Here is a 16,019-nt window from a genome sequence, read left to right as displayed (position 1 = left end):
TTTTAGGGCAATTTTACTGAAGGTTTAGTTTATTGATCTCGTAGATCGCATCGTCATGCTTCATAGGGGTGAGAAATAATTGGTACTTGGTTTTTTCTAGCAACCCCATCGTATTAGGGTCGTATCTCACCTGAAACTTAAGGTACTTCTGCTCGGTATGATGAACTGAGAATTTACGTTTAAAATCTCGCTCTTCCCATTTCGCTTTATCTGTTAGCCCGGTGAATAGAATTTCGTGCATACCGGGCTCAAGCTCAACAACAATGTACTTCTCTAATTTTAACAACCCAAAACTTTTACCATCGATAAATACTTCGGGGTACTTCCAACCCAGCGGCTGCTTACCTGGATTAGGCGCTTCAGGTCGATAGATATACACAACTGCATTATTCTCAACTTCGGGTTTAACATAGCTAAAGCCATACTTTGTCCCGCAACCACTGAGCACTATTGCCATAATGACGAGCAATACCTTATGCATCTGCTTACTCCTTGATCTTCGTTATCTCTTTCTCCAACTCAGAGATAATAGATTGAACACGAGCTTTGTTTACACCAAAATCAGAATAGCCCTCTCTCGATGCTGAGCGAAAGTGTACAAGGCGTTCTTCCATATCGATTCGAACCTCAAAGTCGTCTACAAACCCAAGTATACGGCTGCTAAACTCAGCAGCGATATATCGGTTTTCCTTAATAATGCTCTTAACCACACCACCAGAACTTTCAATAACCTTAATTAGAACAGTTATTACAGCATCTGAATCCTTAACATTGGCGGGTAACGCCAAAGGCTCTATGTAATGGGTTGTACCCGAAAATTCACTACATACGCAATTAGGCTTACTACTGCATTTAGTTAAACGACTATCAACAATTCCTGCCGGTTCACCGGTTCTTGACTTAAAGGCTTTAAATCCAAATAAGATGAGAACAGCAACAATTAAGAGCGAGATTACAGTAACAATCACTTTCAGCATAACACCAGCATCCAAGGATTAAATATAAATATCCAGATACAAAAAAGTGCCGCATAACGGCACTTTATAAGTCTTTAAGTTACAAGTTTAAACTTGTATTAGTCTTCGCGACTTGTCACTTCTAGTAGGTGGTAACCAAACTGAGTTTTGATTGGCCCTTGAACAACACCCACTTCACCTGTGAATACAGCTGTATCAAATTCTGGAACCATCTGACCACGGCCAAAAGAGCCTAGATCACCACCTTGAGCGCCTGATGGGCAAGTTGAGTTTTCTTCAGCAGCAACCGCGAAATCCAAACCACCTTCGATTTCTGCTTTTAGTTCGTTACAACGTGCTTCTGTATCTACAAGGATATGTCGAGCTGTAGCGCGTGCCATTTATGTTCTCCTAACAATATCATTCAAATTTGGTGCAAAAATTACCAAGCACCTAGTAATATCGCAACACTAACTCGCCCTATTGTTGAGATCCACTAGAATCTAGCATTCCTGCAATATTTTTCTTGTCGGAGAAACCATAACTCACTCTAGCCATAGCTAAAACCTGTGCATCTGGAGGCGAAGGCTCTAAATAACCATTCTGGTAACACCAACCTACGTAAATTGCTGCGCGTGCAACCTGACCATAAATAAGGCTTTCATTGAAGTAATTACAGGCGTCGACGAAATTGTTTTTTGCTAGATGTATCTGTCCCATAGGGAAACTCGCAAATGTATCACCTCGATCCCTTCTTTGAGCATAGGTATCAACCACCTTTTTGGAGAAGTAGTTACTGATGTTGTCATAGAGCTGATTACAGAAATGTTGTTTAGATGCCTCGGTTGCATCTTCACACAAGATCGGCAAGTACCCCGCAACACCTGATAACATCCTTGGATAGTAATCATCCCTTTTTAGAGCCGCCCAGCGATCTTGCTCAAAGATATATCCAATAGAGATCAAGCGCCCTAAAGTATCATCTGGCTCGAAGTGCTCAGCTTTCACTTTTGCCGCCCAATCGTCTGCTAGACGCTCATTATCCTCTCTTACATATTGCGACGCGAGATAACCATAAAAGGCATGCTCTGCATGATGCCCCATCTCGTGTAACAACACATCAACAATCACACTTTCCAATAGACGCTCATGCTCTGCCTGAATCTGTTCTCTTTGTTCCGGCGAGGCACTTAGCCAATCAGCAGGCGATTTTGGCAGAGGACCAACAAAGGATGGATGATGACGCCAGAAATAATCACTAAAGTACTCTTCGACTAGCTCGGGCCGGTTCATGGATTGAGAGAGCAAATAGGCTTCGATATAAACGGACAGGCCTTTTAGGAATCGATCATTGATAATAATCAGAGGGGGCGTGTCATCGACAGCCAAAGCCATACCCGCAGCACGTAGGTTTTCGACGACGGAAATTTCAACCGGAGCTAAAAGCTTCTGATCTTTATCCGGTAACTGCTTAAAAACAGGCTCTATTTTGGCCTGTACAATCCGCTCTATCAACGGAGAAAACTGTGCACTCGTACTTCTCACCTCAAGCGCGCTAACTGGCGGTATGAATAAGGTAAGCAAAGTGACAACGACAGTAAAATTGAGGACGAAACGCATATCGAACCTCCCTGCGGTCAACCTATAAACCGTTTAAATCTGTTTCAATTTAAACGGCGATATAATCAATATAGATCATTTTTCAAACAGCAAGGTTCATTTTCATTAACGCCAGATCGGCTAAAGCTAAGTTTTATTCCCCCAGCTATCAGTGAAAATCATATCTTCCAATTGGCTACGTTTTTCCCACTGAGCCAGTTCAAGTTCCGGTTTTTTCAGAAACTCTGAGACATAACCCACACACAAATAAGCAACAGGAACTACGCCTTCTGGGAGCTCAAGCAAATTAGCCAATACATCCCGATCAATAATAGAAACCCAGCCTACACCTACATTTTCCGCTCTTGCAGCAAGCCAGAAGTTTTGTACCGCACAAACCGTACTGTAAAGATCCATTTCAGCCTGATGGGTCTTGCCAAGCACAACGGGGCCACCCCGCTTTCGATCACAAGTGATACAAACATTCAAAGGTGAATCGAGTATGCCTTGCAGTTTTAATGCTTGATATTGAACCTGTCGCTCGCCACTAAACATTTCTGCAGCTTCATCATTAGCCTTTTGAAAGGCATTAAAAACTTGCTGACGCTTGGCCTGATCACGAATCAGAATAAAGTTCCAAGGCTGTGATAAACCGACCGATGGAGCATGATGGGCAGCATGCAGAATATTGGTCAGCACATCATCAGGTATAGAATTCGGTAAAAACTGACCTCGCACATCCCTGCGACCATATAACACTTGGTAAAAGTGTTCTCGCGCTAGTTCATCAATATCTAATTGAGGTGTATTTGGTTCAGACATGTTTTACCCATATAAAAAAAGAAAGCTGCCAACAGATGAGAAATTAAGGAGACAGCACATAACCTTCTCGACCCTTATACCAGCCCCACAATGAGACTGAGGCCCAAACGATTTGTAACACTAATACCGGCCAGTTTGCATCGGTATAAAGCTGCGGCAACAACATCACCGCCGCATAAGTATTGACGAGATAGTAGGACTGCTGACTTAACCGCCCTGCAGAAAATCGCCAGTAGCCTAAGCAATAAGCAATAGATGAACTCCAAGCTAAGATAGCCATTCCTTGCTGAGCATACGCAAACAGTAAGCCACCAGCTCCTGCCAAAAACATGACGCCCAGCAGCCCATATAATTGGGCATTACTGAAAGGTAGACGCGGTAATACATAGTTTTTCATGGCAGCAAAACTAACCAACGCCCAAAACACATTAATCACAACCGCCTGCCAAGACGCTATCAGGTACGAGGAAGTAGCAACCAAAATTGCGGCAACTAAATTGGCCAGATAGTAGTGATAAGAGGCTTTATTTTTAAGTAAGGAAAGCCAAGCATGAGCCAACAGGTAAAGTATTGTCCCAAGCCAGCCTAGTGTGACTGAAACCACTACTCTACCTCTAGATGCATGTTTCTTACGAAAAGTGATCGACCCGCATGTGGTCCATCGACCACCTTCACCTGAGAATACTTCATCATGCCATCAAACACTTTTTCTGTGGCATGCGGCTTTAAAACAACATCATGCCAAGCTAACACCGTCGCCCTGCTGCCCTGAGGAATGACAAAGAACTGCTTATCTCCTTGAGCGTTCACCTCATAGCCAGTAATTAAAGGAAAGCCTTCCGCGGGTACCAGTCGAACATAACCACTACCTTGAACATCTTCATTAGAGGTAAGCAGCTGTTCAATCATACCTTTAGACTTTAAACGCGCTAACGCCGAATTAAATCTCTGAATAAATTCCCGACCTTCATCATTATCGCTAGCCACTAGATGAACACTGTCTGTACCGCGATGATTTTCGAGCAATTTAAACTCATGTAACAGATGAGGAAAGTGCTTATGTAACATCACTTGCGCAACCTCAATGCTGGCTGGTAATAGATCAATTTCGCCTTTAGATAATGCAGTTAAAGCCTGAAGGTCACTGTTATAGACCTTAGCATTTTTCAGCAAAGGCTCAATTTCAGCACCATAGCTATAACCTGCGACTTTACCTACTTTCTGTTGGTTGAAATCGATAGTTTTACCTGAATATTGCCGCCATTTAGAGTTATAAAAAAGGCCATTCTCTACAGACATAAGCGGATCTGAGAACAACACCTCTTGCGAGCGCTGATCTGTTTTGAAATAGGGATAACTTAGTAAAACCTGCTGATTTTTTACCAACTTATAGCTGAAGTAATAATCCAGACTAGCTCGTTCAGCCTCCAACCCCATCTCCCAAAAGGCGAGCTGTACCACTCGGGAAACAACACCTTTCTCCTCTTCTTCACCATTAACAAACGGCTTCCAATCAGAGGTATAAACAGGCTGTGCTTGAAAAGGGCTAGCTACCGCCACATTCAAGATCAAGGCGATGACAGCAAAAGATTTAACGACGTTTCGCAACATAGTACACAACAAATAAAAGAATGATTGAGACAACACTGCTCAGTAGAAGCAGGTCAGTTTCCATATTAGCCACGCCACTCAAGAAACTAGAGGGCTGTTCATCTCTATAACCTAACGCCGCATTTGATGTATAAGTACGGCTGTATTCAGAGATGGTGATCGCAAGATCGAACAGACTGATAAAACCGATCGCAACAAGAATCAGATCGGTGTAGAAGCTGCTTTTTTCCGAACGGGTTGCATGTATATCCTTAATTTTACTAGAGCAGACCTCAATTAGGCGCTCAGAATTCTGAACCATCTGTTCATAATCCCAACCAGCCAGAATATTCTCGAGCAGTAACTTTTTGTCTCGGGTGAGATATTGGCAGTTCTCATGATAATCACTGATATGCATACGAGTCGTCGCACGCACCCCCGCCAATATATCTTCGGCGACATGGGTATTACTCTCTAAATAGGTATCCGAGATCGCCATATAAAGATTGGAATTACAGGCATGCTGTACTGCATAAAAGTACTGAGCTAATCCCATAGCCTCTAACTTATAGTCTGACTTGTGACGCAGAGGCTTGTTCTTTTCATCGATCTCATCAACTAATACATAGTTAAGCCACACTAAGGAATCCATTCTATTCTGCTCAAGAATCTCTTTAGCGTGTTCTGGATGCGGTGTTTCAGCTAACCAGTTTTCAATAAGCGACTCATTTCCTTCCCTTTCAGAACGATCTAAACGCAGTAAGCGAGAACTCCATGGCTGATCGACATTAGAACCATCGGTTTCTTTAATATCGTTAAAGCCAGAGAAATCGCCCAAAGCTTCCAGATAGCTAACCTGAATCGTTTTAGGCAGATCACGAAGCGCTGGGTAAAGCTCGTCGCGATAGTATTTTGAAATCAGATAGGTTGATTGGGCTTGGGCAAATAGCTCTAGCGTCAGTTCAGTATCTTCATCGAGGAGTTGATAGATCTCTGGAAGCAAAACATGCTCACCTGGCTGGTGAGGCGCTTCTTGAATTAAGCCACACAAAGCAGCGATTCGATCCTGATAGTTAGACACTGCCGAAGGAAGGCTGCTTTCAACACTCAAGGATTGAGCGATATCTTCGAGTGTAGCAATGACATAATCCATATCCATAGTCACGGTCACCACAGACAAGGTATTGCTATAAACCTTCGCTTCAAGACTAAGCTGATCAGTAATTTCTTTAGTGTGAGTGAATAAACACAGAGTGTCTCGATCGTCAGAGCCAGTATTGGTGTAGGCCTTGCCTTGATTTTGATGCTGTACAGCAATGCGGTTTGATAGATCGCCTGATTCATCAAGTTGCTTTACCAATTGCTTTTGTAACACACCATCTAACTGCGAAAGAAATTGGCTATATTCCGCACTTCTTTCATTCACTCCCTGACGCAGATTCAAATGACTGCGGATTGGGGTCATGGTCACTAACTGCATTACTTACCCTTAATCTTTTAGATACTGAGCATTCTAAAATCAACGAGTTAGGAATAGAAGTGTGTTTACACTTTAAGTGATGACACCCCAGCTCAGTAGTAGATCAAAGAACATTATTAAACAGATTTATACCCCTGTAATGCACGTAAAGTCAGATATTTTGAATCCAATGGCTGCATAAAAGGAGATTAGATAAACGAATAGCTCATTTAGGCCATGATAACTAAAACAAAAAAGCAGCCTATTGGCTGCTTTTGAAAAATCTTAGAATGGTTTAATAACCTAGTTCACTTGGGTCGATCACAACACCTAAGGAACGCTTATCAACAAAATTGCCTTTGCTGGTTTCTTTATAACGGAAGGTAACTTTCTTACCTAGCTCAATTTCTAGATCTTTATCTGGAGACATATAAGAGTACTCCTCACCATCTACTGTTATCACATGAATGTAGTATGGCGGCATGCCAACCCACTCAACATGAGGACCATCGGTGACAACCTTTTCCAGTACACCACGACCAGAAAGTTTAGGAGTTTTTTTGTAGCCGCCTCTGCGACCTTTAAAATTACCCGCCATTAAGGCTCCTTACAACTAAGAACAACATCGGCAAAAAATTTATTGCTCCATCATTGTAGCTTTACTACCTGTCAGAGCCAAACCCTTATAGAAAAACTGTTAAACTTTATGCTGATTATTTTTTCAGAGTGTCGAAGCCTTGCTACCTATCATTTCCGTTTTACCCGAATTAACTCAAGCGCTTAACGATCAAAATGAAGCGGTTCTAGAAGCACCTCCTGGTGCAGGTAAAACTACGCAAGCCCCCCTCTCATTGCTCCAAGAGAGTTGGCTGGGTAATCAAAAGATTCTCATGCTAGAACCAAGGCGTTTAGCAACCAAAGCGGCCGCCGAACGTATGGCACAGATGCTCAATGAAAAAGCGGGTCAGACCGTTGGCTATAGAGTTCGACTCGACACCTGTATCAGCGAACAAACCCGAATAGAAATTGTGACAGAGGGTATCTTAACCCGCATGTTACAAACCGATCCAAGCCTTGAAGGCTACGGCATTGTAATTTTCGATGAGTTTCATGAACGCAGCTTAGATGCTGACTTAGGCTTAGCCCTTACGCTAGAAGCCAGAGAATATTTCCGTGAAGAAACTCCGCTGAAAATATTGGTGATGTCCGCCACATTGGATGGCGAAAAAATCGCCAAGTTGTTGAGTGATGCTCCAATTGTAACCAGTTCAGGTCGTAGCTACCCAGTTAAACCTTTCTATTGTGGCGAACCCTCTCAAGGTGAATGGCTAGAACAAAAGCTGGTTAAAACCGTCACCCTAGCGCTAGCCGAGCAAACCGGCAGTATTTTATGCTTCTTACCAGGCATGCGAGAGATTCGAAAAGTTGAAGAACTACTTAACGAGCAGCTCTCACAAACAGAGAAAAACACTATTGCTATCGCGCCGCTCTATGGCGATCTAACATTGGATGAACAGCGTAAAGCCATAAATCCAAGTGATGAAGGTAAACGCAAAGTCGTACTAGCAACAAACATTGCTGAGACTAGTTTAACCATCCAAGGCGTAGAGGTCGTCATCGATTCTGGTTTAACACGTGTCGCCAAATATGATCCTAACTCGGCAATGACACGCCTACATACGCGCCGAATTTCCTCAGCTTCTGCCACACAACGTGCAGGCCGAGCGGGTCGATTATCCCCTGGTGTATGTTACCGATTGTGGAGTGAAGGACAGCAAGAACAACTTAGCGCGTTCGATAGCCCGGAAATAGCACAAGCAGATCTAACAGCTTTAGCACTACAGCTAGCTAGCTGGGGAACCACCGATACAAACGACCTTAATTGGCTTGACCAACCACCAGCAGGTTCTTTCCAACAAGCGCAAACCCTACTTACCCAATTAGGCGCGCTAAACTTACAGAAGCAAACAACCGCCCACGGTCAGCTTATGGCTGAGTTACCTGCGCATCCAAGACTCAGTCACATGCTTATCAAAGGTTCAGCTTGGGGCTTAGCCGACAAAGCCTGTCGTATCGCAGCGCTCTTAATGGAACGCGACCCTTTTAGAAATGAAGGTACGGATATCAACAGCCGCCTCGAATGGCTAGCAACCAAACCGAGTTTTCAGAAAGGCGTCTGGCATCGAATCAAAAAACAGGAACAGCATTACCATCGAATGCTTTCTAAACTTGAAATTCCAAGCGAAGCTTCTGGACATAAGATTCCAGATCAAGAACAAGCAGCTGTGTTACTGGCACTTGCGTATCCTGATCGCATCGCACAGCAACGCCAGAACAGTACTATTTATAAACTCAATAATGGACGTGCGGCGAACTTCTACGATCAAGATCGATTAAGCCAATATCCATGGATAACCGTTGCGACCCTGCAAGGAAAACAAAACCAAACGAACGACCAGATCCAACTGGCTGCGCCACTGAATCCTGAGTGGATTGAACAATTCATTCCTGAGCTGATTCAACAGCATGAAGTGATTGAATGGGATAAATCCCAAGATCGTATCTGTGCCGAGCAGCAAACGCGACTCGGTACTCTCGTTTGGGAATCCGCCCCTTTAGAAAGCCCTTCACCTGAGACAATTAAAGCAGCAATCATCAATCAAATCAGGAAACGAGGGTTATCTTTGTTGCCTTGGAATGATGATATTCAAGCATGGCGTCAGCGCGTGATCTTTCTGAACCAAGCAGTTCAAAAGCAATCACAAGATCAATGGCCAGATCTAAGCGATAACTGGCTTCTAGAAAATCTTGAGGAATGGCTAGCACCTTATTTGAATAACATCACGCAACTAAAGCAGTTGAAGAAAATCAATCTAAGCAGCGTGCTACAATCGATGCTCCCTTGGCCTCTGCCTCAGAAGTTAGATGAGTTAGCACCGGAACGTTTTAGCGTACCTTCGGGCTCCAAGATCAGGATCGATTACAGCCAAAATCCACCTGTTTTAGCAGTAAAACTGCAAGAGATGTTTGGCTGTACCCAAACACCTAAAGTTGCCAATCATGTAGCGTTACAACTTCACTTACTCTCACCTGCGCGAAGACCGCTACAGGTCACACAGGACTTAGAAAGCTTCTGGCAAAATGCCTACAAAGATGTGCAGAAAGACATGAAAGGCCGATATCCTAAACACCCTTGGCCAGACAACCCTTTAGAAGCGATCGCAACCGCTAAAACTAAGCGTGCTTCGCAAAAGGTTTAAACACCTTAATCCGAAATATGCTCAACTAGAAAATCGATAAAACTACGGACACTCGGCTTGAGATATCGACTGCCTTGATAGATCGCATAGATATCTCCGCTACCCTGCTCATAAAGCGATGGTGTCCACTCTGGCATGCATTCAATCAGGCTTCCATCGTTCAGATGATCCTCCACCACCCATCTAGCGATCAATAAAATACCGGTTCCTGCAATGGCCGCTTCAACCAGAGGTGAGCCGCCTTTAGAAGATAAATTGCCGGTCACCAGAACCTTTTTATATTTCTTAAAAGAGCTCTGTAGAGAGTTCTTCTCAGAGCTCAGTTTAGAATTAAAATGCCAATAACAGCGCTGCCGACCTTGATTCAATAACAAGCAATTATGATCTGAAAGGTCACTCGGTTCTGAGGGCGATCCAAATACATCTAAATAATTAGGTGATGCACATAGCACCATTCGGTTCTCTAGTAGTTTACGCGCACGTAAATCTGAGTCCTCTGGTTTACCAATTCTGATACCGATATCGAACGCACTGCTATTCAGATCGACCAGTTGGTTATCCAGTTCAATCTGTACATTCACTTTGGGGAATTGCTTAAGAAAGAGTGGAATTAATGGCGAAACCTTTTGCCGGCCAAAACTCTCAAATACTGAGATTTTTAGCTCCCCTTTAGGTTCTGCATTGGCATCCTTAACGGAACTGACTAAATCATCAGCATTCTTTAAAAGTAAATTTGCACGCTCAAACAGCTGTTGGCCGTGTTCAGTCAGAGACAAAGCTCGTGTACTTCGCTTAAAAAGCGAAACACCTAATTCAGCTTCTAACTTATCGATACTTCTCGTAACCGAGGATGGCGCTATATTCAGCGCTTTAGCTGTTTTAGAAAAACTTCCATAACTAGCTACCTGAATAAATATCCGTAGTAACTCAAGCATCTTTTCTTACCCTGTCTGCACACCTTAATTATCCAGCCATATCTTTTGCAAAATACGCAAAAGTGTTCCGCATTTATAACAGATTCTAAACATTCCTGCTTAGCGCCAAAATAATCACATCATTCAATGTTATTAATTAGGATTGAAACATGCTACAGAGAATAGACTTTGTTAAGTCACACACCTCAGCATTTAACACTATGTTGCAGATGGAGAATTACCTCTCAGACATAAGCATCGGTTATAAGTTGAAAGGATTGATCAAAATACGGGCATCCATGCTAAACGAATGTGCATTCTGCATCGATATGCATACAAGCCAGGCACGTGCAAAAGGCGAATCAGAACAACGTATTTATGCACTATCTGCATGGAGAAAATCGAAGCTATTTAGCGAAGAGGAAAGAGTTGCTCTTGCCCTTACCGAAGAGATTACTTTAACCAATCCACAAGACCTAAGCGATCAAACTTACCAACAAGGATTAGAGCAATTTGGTGAGAAAGGTTTTGTTGAAATCATCATGCAAATCACTGCCATTAACGCATGGAATAGAATTGCGATAGCAACAAGGATGGAAAAAAGCCCGGATTAAAATAGATAAATGTTAAACGGGAGCAATCTATCAAGCATTGCTCCCGTTTTCGTTAAGAGCGTGATTTAGGCTTTCTGTAAGGAAAACTAATATCTCCACCTTGAGCTTTGAGTACGGTCACTTCAGTAGGTTCACCAACCTGATTTAGCTTAACCAGTCCAACGCCACTGCCATTGAATACCCTTTTAGCCGGCATACCTTCAGGGATGCGAGAGCGAATCTGCATCCGTCTTCGTTTGGTAAACCAGTTAAGCGGTGAACGACTGCCATAAAGCCATCGGTTCATTTTATCAAAGAGATCCAACAAAGCATGTGGGAACTCATTCTTTAAGCCACTGCAGGTGATTTGCCAGATATCTGGACTGTTTTTCCGGAAACGAATCTTGATGTCATAAGCAAAGGAGTAATGCACATCACCCGACAAAATCACAAAATTCTGTGGTGTTTTAGGATGACGGAAGATATTGAGAATCACATTTGCAGAACCTGCATGAGCCATCCAGTTTTCGGCATCCACCATCAGCGCATGGCCAAAGTAGGTAAAGATCCGCTGAACTGTCTCGATTAGCTTCATACCAAAAATCGGTGCAGGAGAAACCAAAAGCACTGCGTCTTCACCGATCAGCTCTTGCTGCAGCTCGGACAGCGCCTCCCAATCCATTAATCCAGAAGGTTTAGCTCCACTACTTTCCGACCACCAGCGACGAGTGCGGGTATCCAAAACCACCAGTTTGGGTGATGTGTTAAGACAGTAACTCCAGGCTTCAAACTCAAGCACCTGAGTAATCAGATCATTCCTAACTTCCCCACCGTCTGCAATCGCATCTTGCTGAATCAGCTCCGTCCATTGCTGCGGGAATTGATCAGGGGCATTCCCCCAGCCCTGACAAAGCCAATAACCGAGTAGCGCATTACCGATAATGCTTCTGGAAAACGGATGACTATAAGCCGCTTCTTCCCAACCTCGAGTTAGGTTCCAATCATCGGTAATATCATGATCATCAAAGATCATATAAACAGGAATTTGAGCTAAAGCGCGCTGGACATCAGGTAAACCATTAACAAACAGATCGATCTCTCTTTGCTCATCTAAGTAGCGATCGATATATTTATCTGAAACTTCGCCTGCGTTTAGCGAGATATGACGCCAAAGCTGTGGTGACCAGACCAAGAAATACATCGCCAACATCTCAGCCAATGTAATCAGATGATTGTGTGCCGTATCCGCAGTAAATATCGGTTTCTCTGCTCCGGCAAAAAAGCGATCGGCTAAATCTTGCCCTGCAGGTGTTTGCGGTAGCAGCTCCTCGCGTTCGTAATAACAATGCTCACTTTTATAAAGTTCGGCGCTGTTCTTTACCGTGGCTCCCTCTATCAGCTCAGGCGCTAAACCGAGTAGATCTATCGTCTGATGTATGGCCGATAGCATTGGCCCTGCGACATCATCCGCATAGATCTGATCACCCGACATAATCAAAAGCGCAGGGCGAGATTCAATATCATCTGTTGAACTTTCTAATACCTGATCGACACGAAGCAATGCATCTTCTGATGCGTAATGAGGTTTACGACAAGAACCATGCAGCACCTGATCCAGCTGAGTTTTTAGGGCAAACTTAGGGCGGTCTTCACCTGGATAGATCAAATGAGGCAGCAGGCTTTTTAAATTCTGAATTTCACCCCGAACTTCACACTCAAGATCATAAGAAAACCAAGTATCGGTGAAGAGAGAGTGCTCCGGTCGATACTCAATTAAATTGATAAAAGCAGACTTACCCACCTGTATAGACTGATTAATCGAAGCACAATCTATCTGGGCAACAAGTTCCTGCTCCTGATAAAAATGGAACGAGCCTTTTAAAGGCTCAGAGGTAACCAGCCACAAAGCTACTTGGTCTGGAGTAACTTTGCGCAACAAAGGCCCAGCAATAATAAAAGGCAACAACGTATTCTGTTTTTCAGATATGCCTAAAGCGTTCGTCATCGGTGATTCGAATCCATCTTTTACTAACTAAATCTAACTCCCCTACAGTCTAACGACCTTTTGACTGCAGGTTCAAATACCATTTTGGGGCTTTACTAAAGATCTTTTATAAATAGTTTATCAGCTAAATCACTTGGCTTTATAAACATCTGTGTCAGGGTGGAAGGTATACCAAGCAAACCAAAACGAGTTGACCGCTGGATAAGCTTGACCAGTTTCAGCATCAACAACCTCCCCCGTACGAGACGATGCATTAAACTGCAGTTTAAACTGCCGGCCATTAAAATCGTCTAGCAGCTCATTATTTGATGCTTTGGATAGTTCAGCAAAGGGATACGCCTTAAATGTTCCATCAACCTCCACACCCAAAACTCTTTCTTTGGGATGGTAAGCTTGGCTTCTGAACTCCACAGGAAAATACAGCACAGGGCTTTCGTCATAACTGCCATAAGGGCTTTGAGAATAGTCCCTTGAATAGCCAGTATTACGACTGAGCACTTCACCATCAGGGTAACGAGCTTTCCACTCTTTCCAGGTCATCTGATTCAATGGTAATTGAGTCAGTTTTTGACCTTTGAATTTCCCGGTCACGGCCTGACTTTTTAACTGTGACCAGAGAGAATCTGACTGACGATCGTAGAGCAGAACATCACTGTTATATAACAAGCCAGAGACACCAAAGGTTAGCGACTCACCATTCATATCGGCGGAAAATGCCATGCCTGTTCCGCATAGAGGGCAATAACTGATCACAACAGGCTGACCGCCAAAATCATCATTCACGATCTCATGCCAGTTTAATATATTAATAGGATATGCACGGGTAATACCGGCCAAGGTTAGGCTCAACACCTGTTGATCATCCTGCCAACCGCCCGCTTGCTTCGCCGCTATAAATTCAGGCTTATCAATAGAAGGAATGCCATCACGCGCAGGACCGCCCGGCAGTATTTTTTCGGCAGGGATTAGACTATCGGAAAGATCAAACCCATTATGCTCAGCGAACACCGAACACGACTTAAAACAAACCAAGGTTACGAATATTGCGATAAGGAAGGCTAAAAGGCTTGTCCGTGAAAACATAGTGCGGTCCCAAAATTCCAGTTACTGGTTTGAGCACAAAAGAGGACAATGATTCAATTTAATTGTCCCGCCCCATTTAATTCCTTGTGGTATGATGCCCGCAGATTTTACTTGTAGCAGAGAAGCAACAATGAAAAACAGTTTTTACTACGACTTAGAGTCTGGCGTTAAAGGCAGTCAAACAGATCTAAGTGCAGCACTTGATAACCTTCGCTATAACGAAGACGGTCTGATTCCTGCGATTGCTCAGCAAGCAGAAACTGGCGAAGTGTTAATGATGGCGTGGATGAACCGCCTTTCCATTGAAGAGACATTAAAAACTGGCCAAGTATGCTATTGGTCTCGTTCACGCCAAAGCTACTGGCGTAAAGGCGAAAGCTCTGGCCACGTACAAAAGCTAGTTGAGATGCGCATCGATTGTGATGGCGATACGCTTTTGTGCCTAGTGAATCAGTCGGGTCCGGCTTGCCATACAGAACGTTCTAACTGTTTCTTTCACGCTGTAAAAGAAGACAAGATTGAGATCATTTCTGAACCTTGCTGCAAATAAGCAACTTCAGATAGATATAAAAAAACCATGCCTTGGCATGGTTTTTTTAGTTTTGATCAAGGCTGATTAGCCTTTAGAACGCTCTTTTTGCGCTGCGCGATAAGCGGCTTTGGCATCACGATGCGCTTGAACAGCATCTTGCACATCAGAACCTAGGTGAGATTCACCACGCTCCTTCGCTAGCTGTACTTGATGTTCACGTTCACGGAAACGCTGCTTTTGTGAATCACTCATCTTTTCGATACAGTGCACACAGCTCACACCCTTCTCGTACGAAGCGAGTTGCTTTTCCTCTTCTGTAATTGGCATACGGCACGCGTGACATTGATCGTAGTCACCTACTTCCAAGCCATGTTTTACAGAAACACGGCCATCAAAGACAAAGCAATCACCTTTCCACATCGAATCTTCTTCATCTACCTCTTCAAGGTACTTCAGAATACCGCCTTCTAGGTGATAAACCTCATCAAAACCCTGCTCTTTCAAATAGGCTGTCGATTTTTCACAGCGAATACCGCCAGTACAGAACATCGCAACTTTCTTGTTCTTTTCTGGATCAAGATTTTCAGCAACGTACTGAGGAAACTCGCGGAATGTCTTAGTCTCTGGGTCGATCGCATTTTCAAATGTACCGATCGCCACTTCGTAGTCATTACGCGTATCAACCAAAACCACATCAGGATCAGAAATAAGCGCATTCCAATCTTTTGGTTTTACGTAGGTACCCACCACCTTTTTAGGGTCGATACCTTCAACACCCATAGTCACAATCTCTTTTTTCAGCTTAACTTTGGTACGCATAAAAGGATTGCTGGTATCAAACGACTCTTTGTATTCGATAGGATTCAGGCGGTCATCTTGCTGCAACCACCCTAGCACTGTATCAATACCTTCGCGGCTTCCCGCAATCGTACCGTTGATACCTTCATTGGCTAACAATAAGGTGCCGCGCACGCCTACTTTTTGCATACACTCGAACAATGGTTCTCTTAATGCTTCAAAGTTTTCTAGGGTGACGAATTTATACAGAGCGCAAACAACCGTCTGCTCTTCAGAATTTTGCGGTAAATCAGACATACAAACTCCGCTAATTGGGGCGTAAACCCAACGCAAAATATAAAACCCCAGCCGTTTTGACTGAGGCGACAACAATTTATCTGCACAACAGCAGATCTTGGGCGCAGATAC

Annotated in this window: 16 protein-coding genes; 3 read left to right on the top strand and 13 right to left on the bottom strand. The window is 43.6% G+C overall.

Annotated features, from left to right (window positions below; genetic code table 11):
- Positions 1–13 precede the first annotated feature (13 nt).
- From ACMXYS_RS06970 to ACMXYS_RS06930, 9 genes are all read right to left on the bottom strand, one after another.
- Complete coding sequence (locus tag ACMXYS_RS06970; RefSeq protein ID WP_415884315.1) at positions 14–481, bottom strand: DUF2846 domain-containing protein; 468 nt, start codon at positions 479–481, stop codon at positions 14–16.
- 4 nt (positions 482–485) lie between these two features.
- The gene (locus tag ACMXYS_RS06965; RefSeq protein WP_415898041.1) at positions 486–977 is read right to left on the bottom strand and encodes a DUF1499 domain-containing protein; all 492 of its coding nucleotides are present in this window, start codon (positions 975–977) and stop codon (positions 486–488) included.
- A gap of 98 nt (positions 978–1,075) precedes the next feature.
- Positions 1,076–1,357, bottom strand: a complete 282-nt coding sequence (locus tag ACMXYS_RS06960) for a peptidylprolyl isomerase (RefSeq protein WP_415884313.1) — start codon at positions 1,355–1,357, stop codon at positions 1,076–1,078.
- A 79-nt stretch (positions 1,358–1,436) separates the two neighbouring features.
- Positions 1,437–2,576 carry a hypothetical protein gene (locus ACMXYS_RS06955; protein ID WP_415898040.1) on the bottom strand — a complete coding sequence of 380 codons (1,140 nt, stop codon included), beginning with the start codon at positions 2,574–2,576 and terminating at the stop codon, positions 1,437–1,439.
- Between the two features lie 126 nt (positions 2,577–2,702).
- Positions 2,703–3,377: a 5,6-dimethylbenzimidazole synthase gene (gene bluB / locus ACMXYS_RS06950; RefSeq protein WP_415898039.1), complete on the bottom strand. Its 675-nt coding sequence runs from the start codon at positions 3,375–3,377 to the stop codon at positions 2,703–2,705.
- A gap of 43 nt (positions 3,378–3,420) precedes the next feature.
- Positions 3,421–3,981, bottom strand: a complete 561-nt coding sequence (locus ACMXYS_RS06945; RefSeq protein ID WP_415884310.1) for a CBU_0592 family membrane protein — start codon at positions 3,979–3,981, stop codon at positions 3,421–3,423.
- A complete protein-coding gene (locus ACMXYS_RS06940; RefSeq protein ID WP_415884309.1) occupies positions 3,981–4,988 on the bottom strand; it encodes a substrate-binding periplasmic protein in 1,008 nt (335 codons plus the stop codon). Before ACMXYS_RS06940 ends, ACMXYS_RS06945 begins: the two co-directional genes overlap by 1 nt.
- On the bottom strand, positions 4,969–6,447 hold the full coding sequence (locus ACMXYS_RS06935) for a hypothetical protein (RefSeq protein WP_415884308.1): 1,479 nt from the start codon (positions 6,445–6,447) through the stop codon (positions 4,969–4,971). The genes ACMXYS_RS06940 and ACMXYS_RS06935 overlap by 20 nt, the downstream gene beginning before the upstream one ends.
- A 274-nt stretch (positions 6,448–6,721) precedes the next feature.
- Positions 6,722–7,024: a hypothetical protein gene (locus tag ACMXYS_RS06930; protein WP_415881500.1), complete on the bottom strand. Its 303-nt coding sequence runs from the start codon at positions 7,022–7,024 to the stop codon at positions 6,722–6,724.
- 139 nt (positions 7,025–7,163) lie between these two features.
- On the opposite strand from ACMXYS_RS06930, the gene hrpB reads away from it, so the two are divergent.
- On the top strand, positions 7,164–9,686 hold the full coding sequence (gene hrpB / locus ACMXYS_RS06925; RefSeq protein ID WP_415881501.1) for an ATP-dependent helicase HrpB: 2,523 nt from the start codon (positions 7,164–7,166) through the stop codon (positions 9,684–9,686).
- 5 nt (positions 9,687–9,691) lie between these two features.
- Here the strand turns inward: hrpB and ACMXYS_RS06920 are convergent, their stop codons facing one another.
- Positions 9,692–10,621 carry a LysR family transcriptional regulator gene (locus ACMXYS_RS06920; RefSeq protein ID WP_415881502.1) on the bottom strand — a complete coding sequence of 310 codons (930 nt, stop codon included), beginning with the start codon at positions 10,619–10,621 and terminating at the stop codon, positions 9,692–9,694.
- A 149-nt stretch (positions 10,622–10,770) separates the two neighbouring features.
- On the opposite strand from ACMXYS_RS06920, the gene ACMXYS_RS06915 reads away from it, so the two are divergent.
- A complete protein-coding gene (locus ACMXYS_RS06915; RefSeq protein WP_415881503.1) occupies positions 10,771–11,214 on the top strand; it encodes a carboxymuconolactone decarboxylase family protein in 444 nt (147 codons plus the stop codon).
- A gap of 52 nt (positions 11,215–11,266) precedes the next feature.
- Here the strand turns inward: ACMXYS_RS06915 and ACMXYS_RS06910 are convergent, their stop codons facing one another.
- Together ACMXYS_RS06910 and ACMXYS_RS06905 are read right to left on the bottom strand one after the other, a co-directional pair.
- Positions 11,267–13,198, bottom strand: a complete 1,932-nt coding sequence (locus tag ACMXYS_RS06910) for an alkaline phosphatase D family protein (protein WP_415881504.1) — start codon at positions 13,196–13,198, stop codon at positions 11,267–11,269.
- A gap of 129 nt (positions 13,199–13,327) precedes the next feature.
- Entirely contained in the window at positions 13,328–14,281 is a 954-nt protein-coding gene (locus ACMXYS_RS06905) for a DUF3179 domain-containing protein (protein ID WP_415898038.1), read from the bottom strand.
- A 130-nt stretch (positions 14,282–14,411) separates the two neighbouring features.
- Here ACMXYS_RS06905 and hisI point away from each other — a divergent pair, with 130 nt between their 5' ends.
- Positions 14,412–14,831, top strand: a complete 420-nt coding sequence (gene hisI, locus ACMXYS_RS06900) for a phosphoribosyl-AMP cyclohydrolase (RefSeq protein WP_415881506.1) — start codon at positions 14,412–14,414, stop codon at positions 14,829–14,831.
- A 66-nt stretch (positions 14,832–14,897) separates the two neighbouring features.
- On the opposite strand, the gene ACMXYS_RS06895 is transcribed toward hisI, so the two are convergent.
- Entirely contained in the window at positions 14,898–15,908 is a 1,011-nt protein-coding gene (locus tag ACMXYS_RS06895) for a rhodanese-related sulfurtransferase (RefSeq protein WP_415898037.1), read from the bottom strand.
- Between the last annotated feature and the right edge of the window lie 111 nt (positions 15,909–16,019).

The organism is Neptuniibacter sp. QD57_21 (genome assembly GCF_047778075.1).
Classification (GTDB): Bacteria; Pseudomonadota; Gammaproteobacteria; order Pseudomonadales; family Balneatricaceae; genus Neptuniibacter.
The sequence above is the reverse complement of the archived record's forward strand: the minus strand, read 5'-3'. Positions and strand labels throughout refer to the sequence as shown.

Excerpts from the sequence above, each read along its gene's own strand:
- ACMXYS_RS06920 (WP_415881502.1), bottom strand. The coding sequence starts at position 10,621 with ATGCTTGAGTTACTACGGATATTTATTCAGGTAGCTAGTTATGGAAGT.
- ACMXYS_RS06930 (WP_415881500.1), bottom strand. The coding sequence starts at position 7,024 with ATGGCGGGTAATTTTAAAGGTCGCAGAGGCGGCTACAAAAAAACTCCT.
- ACMXYS_RS06940 (WP_415884309.1), bottom strand. The coding sequence starts at position 4,988 with ATGTTGCGAAACGTCGTTAAATCTTTTGCTGTCATCGCCTTGATCTTG.
- ACMXYS_RS06895 (WP_415898037.1), bottom strand. The coding sequence starts at position 15,908 with ATGTCTGATTTACCGCAAAATTCTGAAGAGCAGACGGTTGTTTGCGCT.
- ACMXYS_RS06905 (WP_415898038.1), bottom strand. The coding sequence starts at position 14,281 with ATGTTTTCACGGACAAGCCTTTTAGCCTTCCTTATCGCAATATTCGTA.
- ACMXYS_RS06955 (WP_415898040.1), bottom strand. The coding sequence starts at position 2,576 with ATGCGTTTCGTCCTCAATTTTACTGTCGTTGTCACTTTGCTTACCTTA.
- bluB (WP_415898039.1), bottom strand. The coding sequence starts at position 3,377 with ATGTCTGAACCAAATACACCTCAATTAGATATTGATGAACTAGCGCGA.
- hisI (WP_415881506.1), top strand. The coding sequence starts at position 14,412 with ATGAAAAACAGTTTTTACTACGACTTAGAGTCTGGCGTTAAAGGCAGT.
- ACMXYS_RS06910 (WP_415881504.1), bottom strand. The coding sequence starts at position 13,198 with ATGACGAACGCTTTAGGCATATCTGAAAAACAGAATACGTTGTTGCCT.
- ACMXYS_RS06965 (WP_415898041.1), bottom strand. The coding sequence starts at position 977 with ATGCTGAAAGTGATTGTTACTGTAATCTCGCTCTTAATTGTTGCTGTT.
- ACMXYS_RS06960 (WP_415884313.1), bottom strand. The coding sequence starts at position 1,357 with ATGGCACGCGCTACAGCTCGACATATCCTTGTAGATACAGAAGCACGT.
- ACMXYS_RS06935 (WP_415884308.1), bottom strand. The coding sequence starts at position 6,447 with ATGCAGTTAGTGACCATGACCCCAATCCGCAGTCATTTGAATCTGCGT.
- ACMXYS_RS06915 (WP_415881503.1), top strand. The coding sequence starts at position 10,771 with ATGCTACAGAGAATAGACTTTGTTAAGTCACACACCTCAGCATTTAAC.
- ACMXYS_RS06970 (WP_415884315.1), bottom strand. The coding sequence starts at position 481 with ATGCATAAGGTATTGCTCGTCATTATGGCAATAGTGCTCAGTGGTTGC.